The sequence below is a fragment of the Streptomyces xylophagus genome, from assembly GCF_000716435.1.
Lineage (GTDB): Bacteria > Actinomycetota > Actinomycetes > Streptomycetales > Streptomycetaceae > Streptomyces > Streptomyces xylophagus.
The window spans coordinates 120,564-144,691 of sequence record NZ_JNWO01000015.1 but is presented as its reverse complement, the minus strand read 5'-3'; the positions used below and the strand labels follow the sequence as shown (position 1 = coordinate 144,691).

Genomic DNA, 24,128 nt, shown 5'->3' with positions numbered 1-24,128 from the left:
ACCCGTCTCCTAGCGACCGAGTTCCTTGGGGATCTCGCCCATCCTGAGCGGGTCGGGCGGAGCCTCCAGGGGCGGGAGTGCGGGCAGCGCGTCCCAGGACACCTGGGCCTTGCGCAGGTCCTTGCGGATGCGTTCGGCGAGCTTCTTGGTGTCCCGGCGGTTCATGACCGCTCCGACGGCGGCGCCGACCATGAAGGGCATCAGGTTCGGCAGGTCGCGGACCATGCGTTTCATGATCTGTTGGCGCAGCTCGCGCTTCATGTGGCCGTTCAGCGCCGTGCTCATGGTCGACGGCTTGGTCACGTCGATGCCGCGTTCTCCGGACCAGGAGTTCAGATACGCGGTGCTGCGCTGCCGGAGGTCGCCGGGCGGACGGACGCCGTAGACCTCGTAGAGCTCGGCGATCAGCTTCAGCTCGATCGCGGCGACGCCGGTGATCTCGGCGGCCAGTTCGGTGGGCATCGCGGGCGGCACCGGCAGCATCGCCGCGGCGCCGATTCCGGCGCCGACCGTCGACGTCGCGTTCGCCGCGCCCGCCACCAGTTTGTCGGCGAGCTGCTCGGGGTCGAGGCCCGGGAACTGCCTCCGAAGCGCCTCGAGGTCCCGTACGGGGATCCGCGGGGCGATGTCGATGATGCGGTCGGCGAGGTACGCCAGGCCTGCCTTGGCCCGGCTGCCGCCCTTACGGACGCCTTCCCTGGCCTTGTCCCGGATCACCGCCACCCGTCGTTTGGCGACGGGGGCGGCTGCGGGAACGTCGGCGGGCACCAGGAGGTCAGCCCGGTCGGCCGCCGGTTCGAGCGAGGCTGATCCAGTTTCGGATGAGCCCCGCTCGTCGTCACGCGCGCCATGAGGACCGTCTGTCGGCCCTTCGTCCGCTCCCGGCTTGAGGGAGCGGCGCTTCCAGGGTGGGGTCGAGCCAGTCACGGCCGACCCCTCCTCAGTCGCAGTCGCGGCAGATCGGCTGGCCGTTCTTCTCGCGGGCCAGCTGGCTGCGGTGGTGCACCAGGAAGCAGCTCATGCAAGTGAACTCGTCCTGCTGCTTGGGCAGCACCCGGACGGCCAGCTCTTCGTTCGAGAGGTCCGCTCCGGGCAGCTCGAGGCCTTCGGCGGCCTCGAATTCGTCGACGTCCACTGCGGAAGTCGACTTGTCGTTCCTACGGGCCTTGAGTTCTTCAAGGCTGTCCGAGTCGACGTCGTCGTCGGTCTTGCGCGGGGTGTCGTAATCCGTTGCCATGTCGCTCTCCCCCTCTGGGTGTCTGCGGTGTCTCCAGCGCACGTAACGCGTGAGAGGCCGGACTTGTGCCCGACCTGAGGCGGAGATTTTGCCTCACATCAAGGTCTGTTACTCAATCGACACCCAACCGGACCCCTCAAGAGTGATCGGCTTGGATGGCGAAGGGGACCGTACACGGTCCCAATGCCGCTCTTCAAAGGCACCTCATCGTGTACTTCCCGTGATCAAGACCCCCGAAAACCCGGATTTTCCCGGCTTTCCGACAGGGTGCATGATCACGGAGAGTAGATGGCCTGAAAATCGCGCTTGTGATCGATCACACACGAGGGTGCCGAAGAAGCGGCCAGAAAATTCCGCGCAAAGCGAACATCCTCGTGTGTCGGCGACATGATCTCAGATGGGCAGGGTGACTCGCATCACGAGTCCACCCCCCTCGCGTGGCTGGGCCGCGATATGGCCACCGTGTGCGCGCGCCACGGACCGCGCGATGGACAGACCGAGGCCCACACCCTTGTCGCTCCCCGTTCGCTCCGTACGCAGCCGTCTGAAGGGCTCGAAGAGGTTGTCGATCTCGTACGCCGGGACCACCGGACCCGTGTTCGAGACGACCAGCACCGCTTGGCCGTGCTGGACCTCGGTGGTGACCTCGACCCAGCCGTCCTCCGGCACGTTGTACCGCACCGCGTTCTGCACCAGGTTCAGAGCGATCCGCTCCAGGAGCACGCCGTTGCCCTGGACGACGGAGGGCTTCCGGTCGCCGCGGATGACCACGCCCTTGGCGGCCGCCTCCGCGTGCACCTGGTCGACGGCCTGCTCGGCGACCTCGGCGAGGTCCACGGGCTTGCGCTCGACGATCTGGTTGTCGCTGCGGGCGAGCAGCAGCAGGCCTTCGACGAGCTGCTCGCTGCGCTCGTTGGTGGCCAGCAGCGTCTTGCCGAGCTGCTGGAGCTCGATGGGGGCCCCGGGGTCGGACAGATGCACTTCCAGGAGGGTGCGGTTGATCGCCAGCGGGGTGCGCAGCTCGTGCGACGCGTTCCCCACGAAGCGCTGCTGGGCGGTGAAGGCCCGCTGCAGCCGGTCCAGCATCTCGTCGAAGGTGTCCGCGAGTTCCTTGAGTTCGTCGTCCGGGCCGTCCAGCTCGATCCGGCGGGACAGGTCCGAGCCGGCCACCGCGCGGGCGGTCCGGGTGATCCGGCCCAGCGGGGACAGCACCCGGCCCGCCATCGCGTACCCGAAGGCGAAGGCGATGATCGCGAGGCCGAGCAGGGCCAGCAGCGAGCGGCTGAGCAGGTCGTCCAGAGCATGCTGGCGCTGCTCGTTGACGCACTCGTTCATCGCGCTGTTCATCTCCGTCGCCGAAGGCTGGGACGGGAAGTTGCAGGTCTTGCTGCTCACCGAGCCTTCGAGGATCTTGAAGGGAAGATCACTGCCCACGTTCAGCGCGTGTGCGGCGAGCAGGTAGATGATCGACAACAGCAGGATGCCGGCGATCAGGAACATGCCGCCGTACAGCAGCGTGAGCCTTATGCGGATGGTGGGACGCAGCCAGGGGAACGGTGGTTCGGGCCTTCTGGGGTCCCACGTGGGCTTCGGGGGCGCCTGGGGAGGCGCGGGGGTCGTGGCCACAGGGGATCAGATCCGGTAGCCGGAACCGGGCACGGTGACGATGACCGGCGGCTCACCGAGCTTGCGGCGCAGCGTCATGACAGTCACCCGCACGACGTTGGTGAACGGGTCCGTGTTCTCGTCCCACGCCTTCTCCAGGAGCTGTTCCGCGGAGACGACGGCGCCCTCGCTGCGCAGCAGGACCTCCAGGACGGCGAACTCCTTGGGGGCGAGCTGGACTTCCTTGCCGTCGCGGAACACCTCGCGGCGGTTCGGGTCGAGCTTGATGCCGGCGCGCTCCAGGACGGGCGGCAGCGGCACGCTGGTTCGCCGGCCGAGGGCACGCACGCGTGCCGTCAGCTCGCTGAACGCGAAGGGCTTGGGCAGATAGTCGTCGGCGCCGATCTCCAGGCCCTCGACACGGTCGCTGACGTCGCCGGACGCGGTGAGCATCAGCACGCGTGTGGGCATGCCGAGCTCGACGATCTTGCGGCAGACGTCGTCGCCGTGCACGAGCGGGAGGTCGCGGTCGAGGACGACCACGTCGTAGTCGTTGACGCCGATGCGCTCCAGGGCGGCCGCACCGTCGTACACGACGTCGACGGCCATGGCCTCCCGGCGCAGTCCGGTGGCCACCGCATCGGCGAGCAGCTGCTCGTCCTCGACGACGAGTACGCGCACGTCGCTTGTCCTTCCTCTGTCCACCCGCGTAGCGCGTCTCGGCGCACACGGGCAGGGTCTTCGTGGCTGTGTGACCTCCATCCTGCCCTTTTCGGCCATAAGTCGGCTGTAAGGCGGCCGGGCACGAGATGAAGGTCGGGTGTGAGGCCCGGGAATGCGGGATTTTCTCGGTGGGTTGAGGTTTCCACGGAAGAGAGCGGGGGGAGGACGGCTTTACACCCCGCGATCACGCTCTGCATGTGGCAAGCCACCTTGTGGTACGTCCAACCGCTTCCGCAGAGCGGGCGTGGGTGTCCGGCACCGTCGCCGCCCAGCCAGGGCAGCGCTGGGCACCCCATCGGCAGACGTGATCGCCCCTTCCTAACGGCACACCCCCGTGCCACCCGACCCACGACCCAGGACGAGGGGGCGCAGCATGGACGCATTCACCGCAGGACTTCTGCAGCGCATAAGGGCGACCGAGACCGACCTGACGCGGGCTCGTGACGAGGGCGACGACTTCCTCGTAGCCGGTGTCGAGAGCCCCACCGTGCTCGGCGCTGCGCGCCTCCGCGCGCTGGGGCTCTCGACACCGGCGCGCCCCTACGGCTCCCTCTCGGCCGACGCCTGGGGACAGCCGGACTTGGTGGGCCCTCGCCGTTGGCCTCTGCTTTCGCCGTTGGTCTCGTGAGTGTCAGTCGTGCCAGGCGCCGAAGTCCTCCAGGAGGCGCTGGAGGGGTTCGAAGACGCCCGGGGTACCCGCGATCGCCAGATCACGTGCGGGGCGCTCTCCGGGCCGTCCACCGGTCAACGCGCCCGCCTCCCGAGCGATCAGGTCACCCGCGGCGAGGTCCCACGGGTTCAACCCCCGCTCGTAGTAGCCGTCCAGGCGCCCTGCGGCCACATCGCACAGGTCGACCGCCGCCGAACCGCCCCGCCGGATGTCACGCAACAACGGAATCAACTTCTGCGCCACATCGGCCTGATGAGCCCGCACCTCGGTGACGTAGTTGAACCCGGTCGAGACCAACGCCTGCTCCAGCGGCGCCGCCGGACGGCAGGCGAGCCTGCGTTCGCCCTCCCACGCGCCCGTGGCCCACGCCCCGCCGCCGAGCACCGCGTGGAACGTCTCGCCGCGCATCGGGATCGCGACGACCCCGGCGACGGTCTCGCCGTGCAGCTCGGCCGCGATGGAGACGGACCAAGTGGGCAGTCCGTAGAGGTAGTTGACCGTACCGTCGAGCGGGTCGATGACCCAGCGGACGCCACTGGTGCCTTCGGCGGAGGCGCCCTCCTCGCCCAGGAAGCCGTCGTCGGGGCGGTGTTGGGAGATCAGGTCGGTGATCAGTTTCTCCGCCGCGATGTCCATCTCGGTGACGACGTCGATCGGGCTGGACTTGGTGGCGGCGACCGCGAGGTCGGCCGGGCGGCCGTCCCGCAGCAGCGCGCCGGCCTTGTGAGCGGCCTCCTGGGCGAGTGCGAGCAGTTCCTGGTGCAGGGGGTCGGTCACGGCGCTCCTCAGGCGTAGGGGCTGTCTGCAGCGGGGCGAGAGGCACGGGCCAAACGGCCGCCCCGGAACGGTTCGCCGCTCGGGCCGACGGCTTCCTGGCCCAGCCCGAGCAGTTCTTGGTGCAGAGAGTCGGTCACCGGCGCCCCTCTCACGCGTAGGGGCTGTCGGCGCCCGCGGCGGCGGGACGCGGGGCGCGGGCCGGGCAGCAGCCCACCGGGCAGAGGTCGTGGCCGGCGCCGAGCGTGCCCAGGGCGCAGGGCGTGACCTGCCGCCCGCTCTCGACGGCGGCGCGCTCCAGGACCAGCTCACGGATCGCGGCGGCGAAGCGCGGGTCGGCGCCCACGGTGGCCGAGCGGCGTACGGGCAGGCCCAGTTCCTCCGCCTTGGCCTTGGCCTCCGTGTCGAGGTCGTAGAGGACCTCCATGTGGTCGGAGACGAAGCCGATGGGTGCCATGACGACCGCGGGGGCGCCGGACGCGTGGCGCTCCTCCAGGTGGTCGCAGATGTCGGGCTCCAGCCACGGGATCTGCGGGGCGCCGGAGCGGGACTGGTAGACGAGCTGCCAGGGGTGGTCGACGCCGGTGCGCTCGCGGACGGCGTCGGCGATCAGCCGGGCCGCGTCCAGGTGCTGCGCGACGTACGCCCCGCCGTCGCCGTGGTCCTCGACCGGGCCGGAGCTGTCGGCCGCGGCGGTCGGGATGGAGTGGGTCGAGAAGGCGAGGTGCGCGCCGTCCCGGACGTCCTCGGGGAGGTCGGCGAGGGATTCGAGCACCCCGTCGATCATCGGCTCCAGGAAGCCGGGGTGGTTGAAGTAGTGGCGCAGCTTGTCGACCTTCGGCAACTCCAGCCCCTCGGCCTGGAGGGCGGCCAGGGAGTCGGCGAGGTTCTCCCGGTACTGGCGGCAGCCCGAGTACGAGGCGTAGGCGCTGGTGGCGAGGACGAGGATGCGGCGGCGGCCGTCGGCGACCATCTCGCGCAGGGTGTCCGTCAGGTACGGGGCCCAGTTGCGGTTGCCCCAGTAGACCGGCAGGTCCAGGCCGTGGTCCGCGAAGTCCTTGCGGAGGGCGTCCAGGAGGGCGCGGTTCTGGTCGTTGATGGGACTGACCCCGCCGAACAGGAAGTAGTGCTGCCCCACTTCCTTGAGGCGTTCCTTGGGGATGCCTCGCCCACGCGTCACGTTCTCCAGGAACGGAACCACGTCGTCCGGGCCTTCGGGTCCGCCGAACGAGAGCAGGAGCAGGGCGTCGTAGGGGGTGGCATCGAGCACGTCTGGCATGCGTCCGATCCTGCCACCCGCCCCTGACAGCCGGGAAACGGCGGGGTGCCGGACGGGGATACGCGTGGAGATCCGGGCGCATCGCGGACGGGTGCATTCAAGCCGACCTGCTCGTAAGCTGTATCAGCCACATTCGCACCTTACGGAGCCGCCACCGCTCCTCAACGAGCCGCCCTGCTCCTTTTCGACCGGAGACCCCCGTGCCCAGCCCCTATCGCGCCCTGTTCGCCGCCCCCGGCTCCAAGGGCTTCTCCGCCGCGGGGTTCCTCGGCCGGATGCCCTTGTCGATGATGGGCATCGGCGTGGTCACGATGATCTCCCAGATCAACGGGCGCTACGGGCTCGCGGGCGCGCTGTCGGCCACCATCGCGCTGGCCGCCGCCGCGATCGGGCCCCGGATCTCGCGGTGGGTCGACCAGTACGGGCAGCGGCGGGTGCTGCGTCCCGCGACGCTCGTCGCGCTGACCGCCGCGGCCGGGCTGCTGCTGGCCGCCCGCTTCACGTGGCCGGACTGGGTGCTGTTCGTGTGCGCCGCCGGGATCGGGTCGGTGCCGAGCCTGGGCGCGATGGTCCGCGCGCGGTGGGCGGCCGTGTACCGGGGCACCCCCCAGCTGCACACGGCGTACTCCCTGGAGTCCGTGGTCGACGAGGTGTGCTTCATCTTCGGGCCGATCATCTCCATCGGACTGTCCACGGCGTGGTTCCCGGAGGCCGGTCCCCTGCTGGCCGCCTGCTTCCTGGCGGTCGGCGTCTTCTGGCTGACCGCCCAGCGCGCCACCGAGCCCGCCCCGCACCCGCGCGTGCGGGGCGCCGAGGGCGGCGGCTCGGCGCTGCGGACGGCCGGTCTCCAGGTGCTGGTGGCCACGTTCGTGGCGACCGGGGCGATCTTCGGGGCGGTCGACGTGGTCACCGTCGCGTTCGCCGACGAGCGGGGTCACAAGGGCGCCGCCAGCGTGGTGCTCGCCCTGTACGCGGCGGGTTCCTGCGCGGCGGGAGTCGTGTTCGGGCTGCTGCGCTTCCGGGGAGCGCCCGAACGTCGATGGCTGCTGGGCATATGCGCGATGGCCGTGAGTATGATCCCCCTCCTACTGGTCGGAAACTTGCCGCTTCTGGCCGTGGCGCTGTTCCTTGCGGGCCTGTCCATCGCACCCACGATGATCACGACGATGTCCCTCATAGAAGAGCACGTACCTCGCGCGAAGCTCACCGAGGGCATGACCTGGGTGAGCACCGGCCTGGCGGTCGGGGTCGCGCTCGGCTCCTCCGTCGCCGGCTGGGTGATCGACGCAGCCGGCGCGCGTGCGGGGTACGGGGTTCCGGTCGTCGCCGGGGCCGTCGCGGTCGCGGTCGGTTTCCTCGGGTACCGCCGGCTCAGCAGACCGGCGACGGGTCGGGGAGGCACCGTTGTTGAGCACCAACGCGAGCGCAAAGAACGGCACGTGGCGTAACTGGGGCGGCACGGTCGCGGCCCGCCCCGCGCGGGAGGTCACGCCGGCCTCGGTCGAGGAACTGACCGCGGCCGTACGTCGGGCCGCCGAGGACGGCCTGACGGTGAAGGCGGTCGGCTCCGGGCACTCCTTCACGTCGATCGCCGCCACCGACGGCGTGTTGATCCGCCCTCAACTGTTGACCGGCATCCGCAACATTGATCGCGATGCCATGACGGTCACGGTCGAGGCGGGCACCCCGCTCAAGAGACTCAACATGGCCCTCGCGCGCGAGGGTCTGTCGCTCACCAACATGGGCGACATCATGGAGCAGACAGTGTCGGGCGCGACCAGCACCGGCACCCACGGCAGCGGCCGCGAGTCGGCCTCGATCGCCGCCCAGATCAGGGGACTCGAGCTGGTCACCGCCGACGGCTCGGTGCTCACCTGCTCCGCGAAGGAGAACCCGGACGTCTTCGCGGCCGCCCGCATCGGCCTCGGCGCCCTCGGGATCGTCACCGCGATCACCTTCGCGGTGGAGCCGGTCTTCCTGCTCACCGCCCGCGAGGAGCCGATGACCTTCGACGAGGTCACCGGACGCTTCGACGAACTCTGGACCGAGAACGAGCACTTCGAGTTCTACTGGTTCCCGCACACGGCCTCCACCAACACCAAGCGCAACAACCGCAGCGCGGGCCCGGCACAGCCCGTGAAGCCGATGGCGGGCTGGTTCGAGGACGAGTTCGTGGCCAACGGCCTCTGGCAGGTGGCCAACTGGGTCGGCCGCGCGGCGCCCGCGAGCATCCCGACCATCGCGGGGATCTCCACCCGCGCCTGGTCCACACGCACATACACGGACATCCCCTACAAGGTCTTCACCTCGCCCCGCCGGGTGCGGTTCGTCGAGATGGAGTACGCCGTCCCGCGCGCGGCCCTGGTGGACACGCTGCGGGAGCTGAAGGCGATGGTCGACGGTTCCGACTTCAGAATCAGCTATCCGGTCGAGGTCCGCACCGCCCCGGCGGACGACATCGCCCTGTCCACCGCCTCCGGCCGGGACAGCGCCTACATCGCGGTGCACATGTACCGGGGGACGCCCTACCAGGCGTACTTCACCGCCGCCGAGCGCATCTTCACCGCGCACGAGGGCCGACCGCACTGGGGCAAGGTGAACACCCGGGACGCGGAGTACCTCGCCGGGGTCTATCCGCGCTTCGGCGAGTTCACCGCGCTGCGGGACCGGCTGGATCCTGATCGGCGGTTCCAGAACGACTACTTGCGGCGGGTGCTGGGCCAGTAGCCGACGCGCTGCCCGGGGAGCCGGACGGGGACTCGGCCGGACTCGGCTCGTCGTCGAACTCGCCGGGGCGCGCGGGAGGTTGCTGTCGCGCTCACGACGCCGGCGTCGCCACCGCACTGCCCGCGACTTGAGGGGCGCTCAGATCGATCCGCTTCTTGGTGACATCGGGCCTTGCGCGCATTCCGGTGCCTTGCCTGCCTTTCCCGTACCTGATCAACTATCTGTACGACAAAGGGACGTACGGCCGAAACCAATAGTTCCGTTTCGGGCTATTGCGTGAAGTGCGCCACTTTCAAGATCACCCGAACCCCGCCCCAGGCCGCCAAGTCCCGCCCACCACAAGAAGTTGGGCGGCGTGCCAATCCACGCACGTGGTCCAAATGGAGTACTGTTGCGAGCCCTGGGTCAGGCCTCCCGCCAGGGCGTCCACAGCCTTTTGGACCGCCCAGAAGGGGCCAGTTGCACAGGGTGACGTAGTTTGTCACTTAGCGTTGCGAATAGGTAACCGTGCCATAACGGCGAGTCCGGGCCCGCGCCCGACACGCCGGGCAACTCGGCAAGGTTGTGGCAGGCTGCACCCGGGCAGGCCACACTCGACTAGCGGAAGCAGCGACGCACGTGACGTCGGCAGGCACCACCCGGGAGGTCCCCATGCCCGAACTGCGTGTCGTGGCCGTCTCTAACGACGGCACACGGCTGGTGCTGAAGGCTGCGGACAGCACGGAGTACACGCTTCCGATTGACGAGCGTCTGCGCGCCGCTGTACGCGGCGACCGTCCCCGCCTCGGCCAGATCGAGATCGAGGTGGAGAGCCATCTCCGCCCCCGAGACATCCAGGCACGTATACGTGCCGGCGCCTCCGCGGAGGAGGTCGCTCAGCTCGCCGGCATCCCCGTCGACCGGGTGCGCCGCTTCGAGGGCCCTGTCCTCGCAGAGCGCGCCTTCATGGCCGAGCGGGCCCGGAAGACCCCTGTCCGCCGCCCCGGTGAGAACGCCGGCCCTCAGCTCGGCGAGGCCGTCCAGGAGCGACTGACGCTGCGCGGTGCCGAGAAGGACACCGTCCAGTGGGACTCCTGGCGCCGCGACGACGGCACCTGGGAGGTCCTGCTGGTCTACCGGGTCGCGGGCGAACCGCACTCGGCGAGTTGGACGTACGACCCGCCCCGGCGGCTCGTCCAGGCCGTCGACGACGAGGCGCGCTCGCTGATCGGCGAGTCCGACGACCTGGCCGCCACACCCGAGCCCAGCTTCCCGTTCGTCCCGCGTATCGCCCGGCTGCCGCGCGACCGCCCGCTGGACCGTGCCCTGGAGCGCCCGGAGCGTCCCGCGCTGCCGTCGCCCGAGCCGGTGATCGAGGAGAGCGAGCGCGACTCGCTGACCAGCCTCCTGGAGGCGGTACCGAGCTTCCGCGGCGACATGGTGGTCCCCGAGCGCCCCACGGACCCCCCGGAGGAGCCAGCCGTAGAGCCGGAGGCGGAGGAGCCACCGGCGCCCGCGGCCTCGGCCGGTTCGGCCTACGCGGACGTCCTCATGCCCCGTTCCGTCGGTGCCCATCGCGACCGCCTGATCGGTTCGACAGACCGCCAGGCCGAAGCGGACGGCGTCCGTCCGGGCCGTAGAGCGGCAGTTCCGAGCTGGGACGAGATCGTCTTCGGAACGCGAAGGAAGAAGCAGGACTAGCAGGACAGTTGCTCGTACGAGAGGGCCCGCAGTCGGTGAGGCTGCGGGCCCTCTCGTACGACTGCTGCTGGAGCGGCCGCTACTGAGGATCGGGGCCGACTGCGACCGGTCGCTCCGGGTCCGAGGACCACTCCGACCAGGAACCGACGTACAGCGCGGCCGGGATGCCCGCGACCGCCAGCGCCAGTACCTCGTGGGCGCCCGAGACGCCCGAGCCGCAGTACACGCCGACGTCCGCGCCTTCCGTAGCGCCCAACGACTTGAAGCGGGCGGCCAGTTCCTCCGCCGGGAGGAAGCGGCCGTCCGTGCCCACGTTCTCGTTGGTCGGCGCGGACAGCGCGCCCGGGATGTGGCCGCCCACCCGGTCGATCGGCTCCACCTCGCCCCGGTAGCGCTCCCCCGCGCGCGCGTCGAACAGCACCCCGCTGCGGGCCAGCGCGGCGGCGCCGTCCGCGTCCAGGAGTGATACGGCACCCGGTTCCGGCGTGAAGTCGCCCTCGGCCGGCGTCGGTGCGTCCGTCTCCAGGGACCCCTCCCACGAGGGAAGGCCGCCGTCGAGCACACGCACGTCCGGGTGACCCGTCCAGCGCAGCAGCCACCATGCGCGGGCCGCCGCCCAGCCCTGGCCACCGTCGTACACAACGACCGGTCGGCCGGTCGACACACCCGCGCGGCGCATCGCGGCGCCGAAGCGCGCGGTGTCGGGGAGGGGATGGCGGCCGTGGACGCCCGGGGCCGAGGCGAGTTCCTGGTCGAGGTCTACGTAGACGGCGCTCGGGATGTGTCCGGCCGCGTACTCGGCGGGCCCGTCGAAGGACGGCTCACCTGCGGTCTTCGCGACGCTGAGCTGCCAGCGGACGTCGAGCAGTACCGGCGGGTTGGTTCCGGCCAGGTCGCTCGCCAGTTCGGGTGCGGTGATGATGGCGTTCATGGCCACCATCCTTGCGCAAGGGGTGGCCGCCGCGTCCAGGTCCGACTACTCTGCTCGGCCGGACAGTCTCGATCACGAGGCGTACGGGATCGAACACATGCTGTACAACCGATGGACACCCCACGGCAATCGCCCGGAAACGGACGAGTGCCCGCAGACCGGCCATCCTCCCTACGTGAGCCGCCCGTCGACGGCGCGGCCGGGGCGCGGTGCGCCACAGGGAGTGCGAGCATCGGCACGGGGCGTGCACGCGGCTGCGGCACGCGGATCCGCAGAGCGGAAGCGACACGGCCACCGCGAGGGGCCGAGGAGAAGGTGACGATGACCGAGGCACGGGGGTCGGCCGGCCTGAACGGCGACACACATGCTCGGCGTACGCAGGGCACACCCTGCTGGGTGAGTCTGATGGTGCACGGGATGACCACGACTCAGGAGTTCTACGGAGAGCTGTTCGGTTGGGAGTTCCAACCCGGCCCGCATCAGCTCGGCCCCTACGCGCGGGCCCTGCTCGACGGGCAGGAGGTGGCCGGCATCGGCCAGTTGCCGCCGGACCGGCATCTGCCCATCGCCTGGACGCCGTATCTCGCCTCGGACGACGTGGACCAGACGGCCGAGACGGTACGGATGTGCGGCGGCACGGTCGGGGTGGGTCCCCTGGACGCGGCCGAGGCCGGCCGCCTGGCGATCGGCTCCGACCCGTCGGGGGCGGTGTTCGGCATCTGGCAGGCAGCGGAACACCTCGGTACGACCATCACGGGCGTCCCCGGTACACCCGCCTGGAACGAGCTGCTGACCTTCGAGACCGCGAGCGTCGCCAAGTTCTACCAGGCGGTGTTCGGCTACGAGGAAGTGCCGGTGGGCTCCGCCGACTTCGACTACGTCGCCCTGCACCTGGACGGCCACCCGGTCGCCGGCATCCACGGCGTCGGCACCGGCCTGCCCCGCGACCGGGGCCCGCACTGGATGACGTACTTCGAGGTCACCGACACGGACGAGGCCCTGCGCCGCGTCACGGACCTCGGCGGCCACACGCTCAAACCGTCCCACGACAGCCCCCACGGCCGCGTGGCGACGGTGGCGGACCCCGAGGGCGCGATGTTCTCGGTGATCCAGGGGCCGCGGTAGCCCTTCGGGTCGCCTCCGGTGCGGGGCGGGCGGATCATGGCGTTATCAGCCGCTCCGCACACCTGGAGGAGCGATGCTCCGTCGTTCGGCACCGCTGTTGACTTGTCTGCTGGCAGTTCCGGCGCTGGCTCTGGCGCCCTTGGGAACCACCGACTCCAAGGTCGGGGACACCCTGCATCTCACCGGCTTCAAGTCCGGCGAGGCTCTGGACGTGACGGTGACCAAGGTCGTCGAACCGGCGCATCCGAAGGACTCCTTCCTCAAGCCGAGCGCGGGAGACCACCTGGTGGCCGTCCAGTTCCGGTTGAAGAACACGGGCACGGCCGTCTACGACGACTCACCGTCCAACGGCGCAACCGTGATCGACAAGAGCGGGCAGCGGTTCTCCGAATCGTTCAACGATTCCACGGCCGGTCCGTCGTTCCCCGGCAGCGTCACCATCGGCCCCGGAAAGGCGGCCCTAGGCTTCATCACGTTCGAGGTGCCGAACGCTTCCCGGGTCGTCACCGTCCAGTTCTCCATGGACAGCGGGTTCGCCGACGACGTCGGCGAGTGGCGGGTGCCCTGAGTGCCGTGAGGCCTAGGCCGACGTCATCGGCAGCACATCCGGCGACAGCGCCGCCGCCCGCGCCGTCGCCGACGTCATCCGGCGCCGGTGATGGCGGCGGCACAGGACCTCGTAGCCGATGGCTTCCGCCTGGTTGACGTCGCCCACGACGACCTGGGCGCCCTCGACGACCATCTCGCCGCCTATCGTGCGGGCGTTGTGGGTGGCGCGGGCGCCGCACCAGCAGAGGGCCTCGACCTGGAGGACCTCTACCCGGTCGGCGAGTTCCACCAGGCGTTGGGAGCCGGGGAAGAGCTTGGAGCGGAAGTCGGTGGTGATGCCGAAGGCGTAGACGTCGAGGCCCAGGTCGTCGACCACGCGGGCGAGTTGGTCGATCTGCACCGGTGCCAGGAACTGTGCCTCGTCGGCGATGACGTAGTCCGCGCGACCGCCCTGGGAGAGGTGGTCGACGACATATGCGTAGAGGTCCTGCTCGTCCTCGACCTCCACCGCGTCGGTGACCAGGCCGAGGCGTGAGGAAAGCTTTCCCTCGCCGGCGCGGTCGTCGCGCGTGAAGATCATCCCCGCCAGGCCGCGCGCCGAGCGGTTGTGCTCGATCTGCAGAGCCAGGGTCGACTTCCCGCAGTCCATCGTTCCGGAGAAGAACACCAGCTCGGGCATGGGGAGTTGAGCACCTTTCGGCGGAGAGGGGCAGAGGGTGGACTTCAGGAGCGTACTTCGAGCAGGGGCACCAGCTGCTCGGCAGGGGTCATCGAACCGTGGTTGCCGACCATCGCCGACTCCTTCGGCTCCCGCTCGGACGCGATGATCAGGACGTCGTCCCGCGCGGCGGCGATCACATCGCCGAGGCGGTCGTAGACCCGCTCGTCGACGCGCGGCCCGAACCAGCCCGCCGCGATCGCCTCGTCCCGCGAGGCGACCCAGAACTGCTCGCCGAGCACCTCGCGCCAGCAGGTCAGCACGTCGTTCTCGGCGCCCCGCACCGCGTAGACGTGCCGGGCGCGGCCCTCGCCGCCGAGCAGGGCGACGCCGGCGCGCAGCTCCCAGTCCGCGTCGAAGTCGATGCGGTGCTCCTCGTCGAAGGGCACGTCGATCATGCCGTGGTCGGCGGTGACGTACAGCGCGCTGCGCGGCGGCAGTTGGTCGGCGAGGCGCTGGACGAGCCGGTCGACGTACATGAGTTGACCGCGCCAGGTGTCGGAGGCGACGCCGTGGCGATGCCCGGCGCCGTCGAGTTCGGCGTAGTACGTGTACACCAACGAGCGGTCCCCGGCGGCCAGTTGCTCGGCCGCGAGGTCCATGCGCTCCTCGCCGGTGAGCCGCCCGTGGAACGTTCCGCCACTGAGCGCGACCTTCGTCAGCGGGGTGTTCTGGAAGGTCGGCGAGGAGACCTGGGCGGCGTGCACGCCCGCGTCCTGGGCCAGTTGGAAGATCGTGGGGTACGGCTGCCAGGTCTTCGGCTCGGTCCACGGCTGCCAGCGCAGCTGGTTCATCAGCGCGCCGGTGTCCGGGTTGCGCACGGTGTAGCCGGGCAGGCCATGGGCGCCGGGCGGCAGGCCGGTGCCGACGGAGGCGAGGGAGGTCGCGGTGGTCGCCGGGTAGCCGGCGGTGAGCGGACGTCCCGTGCCGCCGCGTGAGCTGCCGAGGAGCGCGTGCAGGTACGGCGCCTCGTCGGCGTGGTCCTTGATCTGCTCCCAGCCGAGGCCGTCGATCAGGAAGACACAGTTGCGGTCGGCCGCGGTCAGTTCCGGAATCGCGGCGGTCGTACCCGGTACGCCCATGCCCGCGGCCAGCGTGGGCAGCAGGTCGGCGAGGGAGCCGGAGCCGTACTCCGGAACGGGTGCGGACTCGACGGCGAGGGGCTCGGGGTGTTCCCAGGTGGTGGGGTGGGACATCAGCGGGTGACGTCCGCGGTCGCCTCGGAGAGCGCCTGTGCGAAGGCGAGGGTCTGCTGCACCGTCTCCGGGCCGTCCCCGGCCTCGCTGACGCGCAGGCTCAGGTCGTCCGCCGTCGAGTTGCCCGTGTAGCCATGGTCGGCCTCGCAGTTGGGGTCGCCGCAGGCGGCCGGCTCCAGGTCGATCCGGGAGACGGCGCCCCAGCCGATGGTCAGCACGACCTCGCGGGGCAGCGTGCCCGGCGTGTACGACTCAGGGTTGGCGACCACGCGGCTGAGCACCACCGACGAGATCCGGCCGAGCTTCACGGACTCCGTGGACGTCGTGGCGTACGGCGTCGGGGAGGTGCTGTCGGCGGACTGCTCGTCGGTGTGGCTGACGATGAAGCGGTTGCCGGTGAGGACCAGCACGGTCACGTGCCGGCGCACCTCGTTCTGGTCGAACGTGGTCTCCTGGTGGACCAGGAACGACCGCATGGGCTCGCCGCCGACGGCGGCCTCCACCGCCTCGGCCACGAGGGCCGGGTAGTAGCCGCTGCGCTCGATCGCCGCACGCAGCCCCTGGGTCGTCGTACTGGTCTTGGCCATGACGTCCATCCTACGGTGGCGCACTGACTGCGAGGCACCGCTCAGGACTGTCTCGTCCCGGCTGTCTCAGTAGCCGGGACCAGCACGCGGTGCACGGGATCAGTACACGGGAAGCGTCCTCGGGCCGAGGTCGTCGCGGACGGGCGGCGGGGCCAGCCGGACGGAGGCGCCGAGCACGCTCAGGCCGTGCGCGGCGACGACGACCGGCTCCAGGGTCACGGCGACGACCTCGGGATGATCGTCGACCAGTCGCGACACCCGCAGCAGCAGCTCCTCCAGGGCAGGTGTGTCGACGGGGGTCGAACCGCGCCAGCCGAACAGGAGCGGCGCCGTCCGGATCGACCGGATCAGCGAGGCGGCCTCCCGGTCCGTGACCGGAATCAGCCGGTGCGCCGTGTCCCCGAGCAGCTGCGAGGCGGCTCCGGCGAGCCCGAACGACAGCACGGCTCCGGCCGCCGGATCGATGACGGCCCGTACGACGGTGTCGACCCCGCGCGGCGCCATCCGCTGCACCACCGGCCGCAGCTCCTGTGGCGTCCCGAACAACTCGCCCAACTCGGCGTACGCCCGCCGCAGTTGCTCCTCGTCGGCGAGATCCAGCCGTACGCCGCCCAGGTCGGCGCGGTGTCGCAGGTGCGGGGCGGTGGCCTTGAGGGCGACCGGGTAGCCGAGGGTGCGGGCGGCCTCGGCGGCGTCTTCGGGGGTGGGCGCGGGCAGCGCGCGGTGGACGTCGATGCCGTACTTCCCGAGCAGCTCGCACGTCTCGTCGACGCCGAGCGTGAGCCCCTGCCCGCGCGCGAGCAGGCCGCCGATCAGCTCGGCGGACCCCTTCTCGTCGATGTCCTCGAACTCGGGCACCCGGCCGGGGTCGACGGCCTCGCGCCGCCACTGCGCGTACTTCACGGCTTCGGCGAGGGCCCGGACGGCACGCTCGGCGGCGGGGTAGGCGGGGATGAGGCCGCGGCCTTCGGATGCCTGCACTGCGGTGGACGGTCGTTCCGCGGGGCGAGGGGCGTCGCCCCGCTTCGAAACGGCCTGTGGTGCCGTGCTCATCGCCGCCGACAACGCCTCGGCGAGCCCCCCGAGTTCCACGTGCACCACCAACACCGGCTTCCCGGGGACCGCCTCGGCCGCCGACCGCAATGCCTCCGCCAGCGCCGCGTCCTCCGCCGGACCCTCCCCCACGGCGGGTATCGCGGTCACCACGACCGCGTCGCACGCCTCGTCGGCCAACGCCTCCGACAGCGCCCGATGGAAGTCATCCGCTGTTGCCGCAGTGGTCAGATCCAGCGGAGGCAGCGGCCGCAACCCCTCGGAGAGGCAGGCGTCGTACGTCAGCAGTCCCAGGGACTCGGAGTTCCCGACGATCGCCACCCGCGCCCCGCCGGGCAACGGCTGGCGCGCGAGCAGCAGCCCCGTGTCGACCAGTTCGGTGATCGTCTCGACGCGGATCACGCCGGCCTGCCGGAGCAGCGCGGACACCGTCGCGTGCGGCAACCGCGTCGCGCGTACCTCGTGCCCTTGGGGGGCGGATCCCGCGCCCTGGACCACGACCAGCGGCTTCGCCGCCGCCGTGCGCCGGGCGAGGCGGGTGAACTTGCGGGGGTTGCCGATGGACTCCAGGTACATGAGGGCGACGTCGGTGTCGGGATCGTCGTACCAGTACTGAAGGACGTCGTTGCCGGACACGTCCGCGCGGTTGCCGGACGACACGAACGTGGACACGCCGGTGACTCCGGTGACCCCGCCCCCGCGCCGGTGCAGCCGGGACAGCAGGGCGATCCCGATGGCGCCGGACTGCGCGAACAGCCCGATGCGTCCGGGGCGCGGCATCTCGGGAGCGAGCGATGCGTTCAGCCGTACGTCGGCGTTGGTGTTGATGACACCGAAGGCGTTCGGCCCGATGATCCGCATGCCGTACGTACGCGCGTGCCGCACGAGTTCGCGCTGGCGCTCGCGTCCCTCGGGCCCGCTCTCGGCGTATCCGGCGGTGACCACGACGAGCCCCTGCACCCCGTGTTCGCCGCACTCGGTGACGACTTCGGGGACGTGCTCGACCGGGACGGCGACGACCGCGAGGTCGACGGGCGCTTCGATGTCGCGCACCGAGCGGTACGCCGGCACCCCGTCGAGTTCCTTCTGGTCCTCGGGGAAGGCCTTGTTCACGGCGTACAGGCTGCCGGTGAACCCGGCGTCCCTGATGTTGTCGAAAACGCTGCGGCCCACCCCTCCGGGGGTGCGGCCCACGCCGATGACGGCGACCGAGCCGGGTCCCAACAGCCGTCGTACGGACCGTGCTTCGGCGCGCTGCTCCCGCGCGCGCTGCACCGCGACGGAACGATCCGTGGGTTCGAGATCGAACTCCAGGTGTACGACGCCGTCCTCGAAGCTGCGCTTCTGGGTGTAGCCGACGTCCGTGAACACCTTGATCATCTTGTTGTTGGCGGGCAGCACCTCGGCGGCGAAGCGGCGGATGCCACGCTCGCGGGCGACGGCCGCGATGTGTTCCAGGAGGGCGGAGGCGACACCCCTGCCCTGGTGCGCGTCCTGCACCAGGAAGGCGACCTCGGCCTCGTCGGCGGGGGCGGAGGCGGCACGCCCGTCGGCACTAATGCGGTCATAGCGTACGGTGGCGATGAACTCGCCGCCGACGGTGGCCGCGAGTCCCACCCGGTCCACAAAGTCGTGGTGCGTGAAGCGGTGGACATCCTTGGCGGACAGGCGAGGATACGGCGCGAAGAAGCGGTAGTACTTCGACTCGTCGGAGACCTGCTCGTAGAAGCTGACCAGGCGATCGGCGTCGTCGACGGTGATGGGCCTGATGCGCGCGGTACCCCCGTCGCGCAGCACCACGTCGGCTTCCCAGTGGGCGGGGTACTCGTGCCGGTCCGACGAGGTCTGCATGGGCCCCAGCGTACGGCTCGCGTCCGACAACGGCGCGAGGCAGTCTGTGGGAGAAAGCAGCATGGGGAAGACGGGCCGAGGCCGCGGTCCGACCACCCGCTCCGGACGGTCCACGGGACCGGTCCGGGCTCGCTTCACGTGTGGGAAACTGGTCTAGACAACCCTGAGACTCTGAAGGGCAGCATCACATGGCTGAGCGCCGCGTCAACGTCGGCTGGGCGGAGGGCCTTCACGCCCGCCCCGCCTCCATCTTCGTCCGGGCCACCACGGCCGCAGGTATCCCCGTGACGATCGCCAAGGCCGACGGCAACCCCGTCAACGCGGCCTCCATGCTCGCGGTTCTGGGCCTGGGCGCCCAGGGCGGCGAGGAGATCGTCCTCGCCTCCGAGGCCGAGGGCGCGGACGCGGCCCTCGACCGACTGGCGAAGCTGGTCGCGGAGGGTCTCGAGGAACTCCCCGAAACGGTCTGAGCAGCACCCAATTGAGGATTGCGGCGCTTTTCGCCCAAAAAACGATGCACCGCAACCTCGAAGGGCTCGTCCGAATTACCGGGCGAGCCCTTCGCTTTTCCACTTACGGGCAGCAGAAATAATCCCCCGCGAATTACCTCTTCTTTGTATACGGTGCCCGTGTTAATGCCGCAGGCCGGACATGTTTACGGGAGGTTGCGAAGTCCTCACACGGTCCGTGCCGTTCGCGCCGTTCGCCCCGCCGGGAAAGCGCAGCCGGTGCGCGGTGCCCGCGCGCTCGGTGTGCAGCGCCGTGATCGCCCGCGCCCGCTCGCTGTCGCCGCGCGCCACCGCGTCCACGATGGCCCCGTGCTCGGCCCAGGACTCGACGGGGTTGGCCGGCGCGTCCACCGCGTACATCCAGGCGATCTTGTGCCGCAGCTGGGTCAGCATCGAGGTCAGCGCGGGGCTCCCGGAGGCCTGCGCGAGCGTCTCGTGGAACCAGCTGCCCAGGGAGCGCAGATCCTCGCTGTTGCCCCTCCTGGCGCGCTCCTGGCCCAGCCTGACGAGGCCGCGCAGCACCTTCAGGTGGGCCTCGGTGCGCCGCTGGGCGGCCCGCGAGGCGCCGAGCGGCTCCAGCAGCATCCGCATCTCCAGCAGGTCGGCGGCCTCCTGCTCGGTCGGTTCCGCGACGCACGCGCCCGCGTGCCGCCGGGTCACCACGAACCCCTCGGCCTCCAGCGTGCGCAGGGCCTCCCGGACGGGGACGCGCGAGACGCCGTACCGGCGCGCGAGGAGTTCCTCGGTGAGCCGGCTGCCGCGCTCGTAGACACCGGCGACGATGTCGTCCCGGATCGCCGTGCATACCGAGTGCGCCGGAATACGCATGTCCGACCTCCGCCTTAATCCCCGTGAAACGTCGACGATTGACGTGTGTTCCGTGACTCTATTGCAATGAGCGGGAATTTCCGATGGCGGACCGGAATCCATGGATATTTTTTGGACAGGAGGGCTCCGGAAACGCCGAAAGCCCCGGCCGGGCGGGCCAGGGCTTCGGGAAGTGCGGCACTGTGTCGTCAGACGTTCACACCGTGCTTGCGGAGGTAGGCGACGGGGTCGACGTCGGAGCCGTACTCGGCGGTCGTCCGGGCCTCGAAGTGGAGGTGCGGTCCGGTGACGTTGCCGGTCGCCCCGGAGAGGCCGATCTGCTGACCCGGGGTGACCGTCTGGCCGACGGAGACACCGATGGACGACAGATGGCCGTACATGGTGTACATGCCGTCGGCCATCCTGATCACGACCTCGTTGCCGTAAGAGCCACCCCAGCCGGCCTCGACGACGGTGCCGGAGCCCACCGCGTGGACGGAGGTGCCGGTCGAGGCGTGGAAGTCGATGCCCGTGTGGGCCCCGGAGGACCAGAGGGAACCGCCGGTCTTGTAGCCGGTGGAGACGTACGAGCCGTAGACCGGCGCGACGAAGGTGTTGAGCTTCTTGCGCTCGGCCTCGCGGGCGGCGCGCGCGTCGGCCGCACGGGCCGCCTCGGCCTGCGCGGCGGCCTTGGCGCGGGCGGTCTCCTCGGCGAGCGTCTCGGCGGCGGCCTGCCTCTGTGCGGCGGCCTGGGCGTCGATCTTCTCGGCCACGGCGTCGCCCATGGCGACGACGGGGGTGAGGCCGGTCTGTTCGGGGGTGGGCTCCGCGGCGAACGCGGGGGCGCTTGCCAGGGTGCCGACGACGCCGGTGGTGGTGAGAGCCGCGACACTGGCGACACGAACGGTGGTGCGGTGGGTCCGGCTCGGGCGACGGTGCTTCCCGGTGGCGCGGGTGAACGCCATGAAGTGGCTGGTCCTTTCCTTCCTTCTCGCCTACCGGGTTAGCTGACGGGTTCGGAGCAGGAAGGTCTCCTACGGACCCCCTCGCGGTGCGCGGGCGTCCGATTCACCCCAGGGACTCTTGATGTGGGTCCCCGGCTCCCCTGGCTCGCGCCGTACGGGGACTCGGCGATGACTGTCCGGTGCCGCGAGTGCGGCGCGGTGCCTGACGGACAGCCGGACCGACGCTAAGGGGGGCAACTTTCAATCCCCAAACGGATCACAGCTTTTGTTGGGTATGCCACAGGGCAGACAGGCAACCTCTCCCCCAATTCGGACAATAGGGAGCCCTGGTGACGCTTCAGTCACCAGGGCCTCCCCACGCGCGCGTGCCGCTACTCCGTCTACTCCGCCGGAACGACGGTCACTTCGCCGATGCCGAGAGCCTCGACCGGCTCCTTGATCTGCTCCGCGTCGCCGACGAGGATCGTCACCAGACGGTCCACCGGGAAGGCGTTCACGACCGCCGCGGTGGCCTCCACGGTGCCGGTCGCGGCGAGCTGCTGATACAGCGTCGCCTGGTAGTCGTCGGGCAGGTGCTGCTCGACCTGGTCGGCCAGCGTGCTCGCGACGGCCGCGGCGGTCTCGTACTTGAGCGGCGCCACCCCGACGAGGTTCTGTACGGCGATGTCCCGCTCGGCGTCGGTGAGTCCGCCCTCGGCGAGCTTGCGGAGGACCGTCCACAGGTCGTCCAGGGCGGGACCCGTGTTGGGGGTGTCCACAGAGCCGCTGATGGCGAGCATCGAGGCGCCCGTGCCGTCGGGTGCCGAGCGCAGCACCTGGCCGAACGCCCTCACACCGTAGGTGTAGCCCTTCTCCTCGCGCAGGACGCGGTCCAGACGGGAGGTCAGGGTGCCGCCGAGGCAGTACGTGCCGAGTACCTGGGCGGGCCACACGCGGTCGTGCCGGTCGGATCCGACGCGGCCGATGAGCAACTGGGTCTGCACGGCACCGGGTCGGTGCACGATCACGACCCGCCCGGTGTCGTCGGCGGTCACCGGCGGCACGGGGCGCGGCTGGGCGGCGGAACCGGTCCACGAGCCCAGGGTGTCGGCGAGCAGCGCGTCCAGGTCGATGCCGGTGAGGTCGCCGACGACCACGACGGTGGCCGTCGCGGGGCGGACGTGCCGCTCGTAGAAGGCGCGTACGGCCCCGGAGTCGATCTTCTGGACGGTCTCCTCGGTGCCCTGGCGCGGGCGCGACATGCGCGAGGTCGCCGGGAACAGCTCCTTGGAGAGCTCCTTGGCCGCGCGGCGGGACGGGTTGGCCGTCTCGTGCGGGATCTCGTCGAGGCGGTTGCGGACCAGCCGCTCGACCTCGCTGTCCGCGAAGGCGGGCGCCCGCAGCGCGTCGGACAGCAGACCGAGCCCCTTGGCCAGGCGCGAGGCCGGGACCTCCAGGCTCAGGCGCAGTCCGGGGTGGTCGGCGTGTGCGTCGAGGGTGGCGCCGGAGCGCTCCAGCTCGGCGGCGAACTCCTCGGCGGAGTGCTTGTCGGTGCCCTCGGAGAAGGCACGCGCGGTGATCGTGGCGACACCGTCGAGGCCGGCCGGTTCGGCGTCCAGGGGTGCGTCCAGGAGCACCTCCACGGCGACGACCTGCTGGCCGGGGCGGTGGCAGCGCAGCACGGTCAGGCCGTTGCCGAGCGTCCCGCGCTCCGGGGCCGGGAAGGCCCAGGGCTTGGCCTCGCCGGCCTGGGGCTGCGGGTGGAATTCCATCGTGGCGAGCTCGGTCACTTGGCCGCCTCCTCGTTCTCGTCGCCGGCCGCGGCCGCTGCTTCGTCGTCCTCTTCGTCCTCGTCCGCGATCGGCTCGTAGACGAGCACCGCGCGGTTGTCGGGTCGCAGGCGGGCCTTGGCGACCTCCTGGACCTCCTCCGCCGTCACGTCCAGGACGCGCTGTACGGCGGTCAGGGCGAGCTGCGGGTCGCCGAACAGGACGGCGTAGCGGCACAGTTCGTCGGCGCGGCCCGCGACGGTGCCGAGCCGGTCCAGCCACTCGCGCTCCAACTGGGCCTGGGCGCGCTCCATTTCCTCCGCCGTGGGGCCCTCCGCGGCGAACCGGGCGAGCTCCTCGTCGATGGCGGCCTCGATGACGGGCACCTCGACGTCACCCGACGTCTTGACGTCCAGCCACCCCAGGGAGGGTGCTCCGGCCAGCCTCAGCAGTCCGAAGCCGGCGGCGACGGCCGTACGGTCGCGTCGTACAAGGCGGTTGTAGAGGAGCGAGGACTCGCCGCCGCCGAGGATGGTGAGGGCGAGGTCGGCCGCGTCGGACGCGCGCGTGCCGTCCTCCGGGAGCCGGTAGGCACACATCAGCGCGCGGGCCGGGACCTCTTCCACGACGACCTCGCGCAGTTCGCCGCCCATCGTGTCGGGCAGCGCGCCGTCACGGGGCGTCGGCTTGCCGTCGTGCGCCGCGATGGACCCGAAGTACTTCTCGACCCAGGCGAGCGTCTGCTCGGGGTCGATGTCGCCGACCACGGACAGGACGGCGTTGTTGGGCGCGTAGTAGGTGCGGAAGAACGCGCGCGCGTCCTCCAGGGTGGCCGCGTCCAGGTCCGCCATCGAGCCGATGGGCGTGTGGTGGTACGGGTGGCCCTCCGGGTAGGCGAGGGCGGTCAGCTTCTCGAACGCGGTGCCGTAGGGCACGTTGTCGTAGCGCTGTCGGCGTTCGTTCTTGACGACGTCCCGCTGGTTCTCCATGGACTCGTCGTCCAGGGCGGCGAGCAGGGAGCCCATGCGGTCGGCCTCCAGCCAGAGGGCGAGCTCCAACTGGTGGGTGGGCATGGTCTCGAAGTAGTTCGTGCGCTCGAAGCTGGTGGTGCCGTTGAGCGAACCGCCCGCGCCCTGCACCAGTTCGAAGTGTCCGTTGCCCTTCACCTGTCCGGAGCCCTGGAACATCAGGTGCTCGAAGAGGTGAGCCAGGCCGGTACGTCCCTTGACCTCGTGGCGGGAACCGACGTCGTACCAGAGGCACACCGCCGCGACCGGGGTCAGGTGGTCCTCGGAGAGCACCACGCGCAGACCGTTGGCCAAACGGTGTTCGGTCGCTGTCAGACCGCCGGATCCTGCCTCGGCGGTGGCCGTGTGACCCATGGGCATGTACGT

At 70.6% G+C, this 24,128-nt stretch carries 22 protein-coding genes and 1 riboswitch; of the genes, 7 read left to right on the top strand and 15 right to left on the bottom strand.

The features are described 5' to 3' along the window. Positions 1-9: 9 nt before the first annotated feature. The 4 genes from OO70_RS30220 to OO70_RS30205 form a co-directional block, all read right to left on the bottom strand. Complete coding sequence (locus tag OO70_RS30220; protein WP_106971787.1) at positions 10-927, bottom strand: hypothetical protein; 918 nt, start codon at positions 925-927, stop codon at positions 10-12. 13 nt (positions 928-940) lie between these two features. Continuing rightward, positions 941-1,237, bottom strand: coding sequence for a DUF4193 domain-containing protein (locus OO70_RS30215; protein ID WP_005481602.1), 297 nt, complete (start codon positions 1,235-1,237; stop codon positions 941-943). A 393-nt stretch (positions 1,238-1,630) separates the two neighbouring features. Next, positions 1,631-2,863: a sensor histidine kinase gene (locus tag OO70_RS30210; protein WP_043678032.1), complete on the bottom strand. Its 1,233-nt coding sequence runs from the start codon at positions 2,861-2,863 to the stop codon at positions 1,631-1,633. 6 nt (positions 2,864-2,869) lie between these two features. Further along, on the bottom strand, positions 2,870-3,523 hold the full coding sequence (locus tag OO70_RS30205; RefSeq protein ID WP_010983842.1) for a response regulator transcription factor: 654 nt from the start codon (positions 3,521-3,523) through the stop codon (positions 2,870-2,872). Positions 3,524-3,938: 415 nt separating this feature from the next. Between OO70_RS30205 and OO70_RS30200 the strand changes: the two genes are divergently transcribed. Next, on the top strand, positions 3,939-4,193 hold the full coding sequence (locus OO70_RS30200) for a hypothetical protein (RefSeq protein WP_043678029.1): 255 nt from the start codon (positions 3,939-3,941) through the stop codon (positions 4,191-4,193). A gap of 3 nt (positions 4,194-4,196) precedes the next feature. On the opposite strand, the gene OO70_RS30195 is transcribed toward OO70_RS30200, so the two are convergent. Both OO70_RS30195 and OO70_RS30190 read right to left on the bottom strand, forming a co-directional pair. Continuing rightward, positions 4,197-5,012, bottom strand: a complete 816-nt coding sequence (locus OO70_RS30195; RefSeq protein ID WP_043678026.1) for an inositol monophosphatase family protein — start codon at positions 5,010-5,012, stop codon at positions 4,197-4,199. A gap of 148 nt (positions 5,013-5,160) precedes the next feature. Further along, complete coding sequence (locus OO70_RS30190; protein WP_043678024.1) at positions 5,161-6,288, bottom strand: ferrochelatase; 1,128 nt, start codon at positions 6,286-6,288, stop codon at positions 5,161-5,163. Positions 6,289-6,488: 200 nt separating this feature from the next. Between OO70_RS30190 and OO70_RS30185 the strand changes: the two genes are divergently transcribed. From OO70_RS30185 to sepH, 3 genes are all read left to right on the top strand, one after another. Beyond that, complete coding sequence (locus tag OO70_RS30185) at positions 6,489-7,736, top strand: MFS transporter (RefSeq protein ID WP_043678022.1); 1,248 nt, start codon at positions 6,489-6,491, stop codon at positions 7,734-7,736. After that, on the top strand, positions 7,696-9,015 hold the full coding sequence (locus OO70_RS30180; RefSeq protein ID WP_043678020.1) for a D-arabinono-1,4-lactone oxidase: 1,320 nt from the start codon (positions 7,696-7,698) through the stop codon (positions 9,013-9,015). The genes OO70_RS30185 and OO70_RS30180 overlap by 41 nt, the downstream gene beginning before the upstream one ends. A gap of 651 nt (positions 9,016-9,666) precedes the next feature. Further along, positions 9,667-10,695: a septation protein SepH gene (gene sepH, locus OO70_RS30175; protein WP_043678017.1), complete on the top strand. Its 1,029-nt coding sequence runs from the start codon at positions 9,667-9,669 to the stop codon at positions 10,693-10,695. 79 nt (positions 10,696-10,774) lie between these two features. On the opposite strand, the gene OO70_RS30170 is transcribed toward sepH, so the two are convergent. Continuing rightward, complete coding sequence (locus tag OO70_RS30170; protein WP_043678015.1) at positions 10,775-11,626, bottom strand: sulfurtransferase; 852 nt, start codon at positions 11,624-11,626, stop codon at positions 10,775-10,777. Between the two features lie 321 nt (positions 11,627-11,947). Between OO70_RS30170 and OO70_RS30165 the strand changes: the two genes are divergently transcribed. Continuing rightward, on the top strand, positions 11,948-12,751 hold the full coding sequence (locus OO70_RS30165; RefSeq protein WP_043678013.1) for a VOC family protein: 804 nt from the start codon (positions 11,948-11,950) through the stop codon (positions 12,749-12,751). 73 nt (positions 12,752-12,824) lie between these two features. Then, on the top strand, positions 12,825-13,319 hold the full coding sequence (locus OO70_RS30160; protein ID WP_043678011.1) for a DUF4352 domain-containing protein: 495 nt from the start codon (positions 12,825-12,827) through the stop codon (positions 13,317-13,319). A gap of 12 nt (positions 13,320-13,331) precedes the next feature. Here OO70_RS30160 and OO70_RS30155 read toward each other — a convergent pair whose 3' ends face one another. From OO70_RS30155 to OO70_RS30140, 4 genes are all read right to left on the bottom strand, one after another. Continuing rightward, the gene (locus OO70_RS30155) at positions 13,332-13,979 is read right to left on the bottom strand and encodes a thymidine kinase (protein ID WP_043678008.1); all 648 of its coding nucleotides are present in this window, start codon (positions 13,977-13,979) and stop codon (positions 13,332-13,334) included. Between the two features lie 44 nt (positions 13,980-14,023). Then, positions 14,024-15,214 (bottom strand): alkaline phosphatase family protein, encoded by a 1,191-nt coding sequence (locus OO70_RS30150; protein ID WP_043678006.1) that lies wholly within the window; start codon positions 15,212-15,214, stop codon positions 14,024-14,026. Next, positions 15,214-15,810 (bottom strand): DUF5998 family protein, encoded by a 597-nt coding sequence (locus OO70_RS30145; protein WP_043678003.1) that lies wholly within the window; start codon positions 15,808-15,810, stop codon positions 15,214-15,216. The genes OO70_RS30150 and OO70_RS30145 overlap by 1 nt, the downstream gene beginning before the upstream one ends. Before the next feature lie 90 nt (positions 15,811-15,900). Further along, on the bottom strand, positions 15,901-18,705 hold the full coding sequence (locus OO70_RS30140) for a bifunctional acetate--CoA ligase family protein/GNAT family N-acetyltransferase (protein ID WP_043678001.1): 2,805 nt from the start codon (positions 18,703-18,705) through the stop codon (positions 15,901-15,903). Between the two features lie 188 nt (positions 18,706-18,893). Here OO70_RS30140 and OO70_RS30135 point away from each other — a divergent pair, with 188 nt between their 5' ends. Then, positions 18,894-19,175 carry an HPr family phosphocarrier protein gene (locus OO70_RS30135; protein ID WP_043677998.1) on the top strand — a complete coding sequence of 94 codons (282 nt, stop codon included), beginning with the start codon at positions 18,894-18,896 and terminating at the stop codon, positions 19,173-19,175. A gap of 162 nt (positions 19,176-19,337) precedes the next feature. Here OO70_RS30135 and OO70_RS30130 read toward each other — a convergent pair whose 3' ends face one another. From OO70_RS30130 to OO70_RS30115, 4 genes are all read right to left on the bottom strand, one after another. Next, the gene (locus OO70_RS30130; RefSeq protein WP_033283971.1) at positions 19,338-20,042 is read right to left on the bottom strand and encodes a GntR family transcriptional regulator; all 705 of its coding nucleotides are present in this window, start codon (positions 20,040-20,042) and stop codon (positions 19,338-19,340) included. Positions 20,043-20,230: 188 nt separating this feature from the next. Then, a complete protein-coding gene (locus OO70_RS30125; RefSeq protein WP_043677995.1) occupies positions 20,231-20,986 on the bottom strand; it encodes a M23 family metallopeptidase in 756 nt (251 codons plus the stop codon). A 13-nt stretch (positions 20,987-20,999) separates the two neighbouring features. Continuing rightward, positions 21,000-21,164: riboswitch (cyclic di-AMP (ydaO/yuaA leader) on the bottom strand. A gap of 202 nt (positions 21,165-21,366) precedes the next feature. Then, positions 21,367-22,755 (bottom strand): M16 family metallopeptidase, encoded by a 1,389-nt coding sequence (locus tag OO70_RS30120; RefSeq protein WP_043677993.1) that lies wholly within the window; start codon positions 22,753-22,755, stop codon positions 21,367-21,369. Then, positions 22,752-24,122 carry a M16 family metallopeptidase gene (locus OO70_RS30115; protein ID WP_043677991.1) on the bottom strand — a complete coding sequence of 457 codons (1,371 nt, stop codon included), beginning with the start codon at positions 24,120-24,122 and terminating at the stop codon, positions 22,752-22,754. The genes OO70_RS30120 and OO70_RS30115 overlap by 4 nt, the downstream gene beginning before the upstream one ends. Between the last annotated feature and the right edge of the window lie 6 nt (positions 24,123-24,128).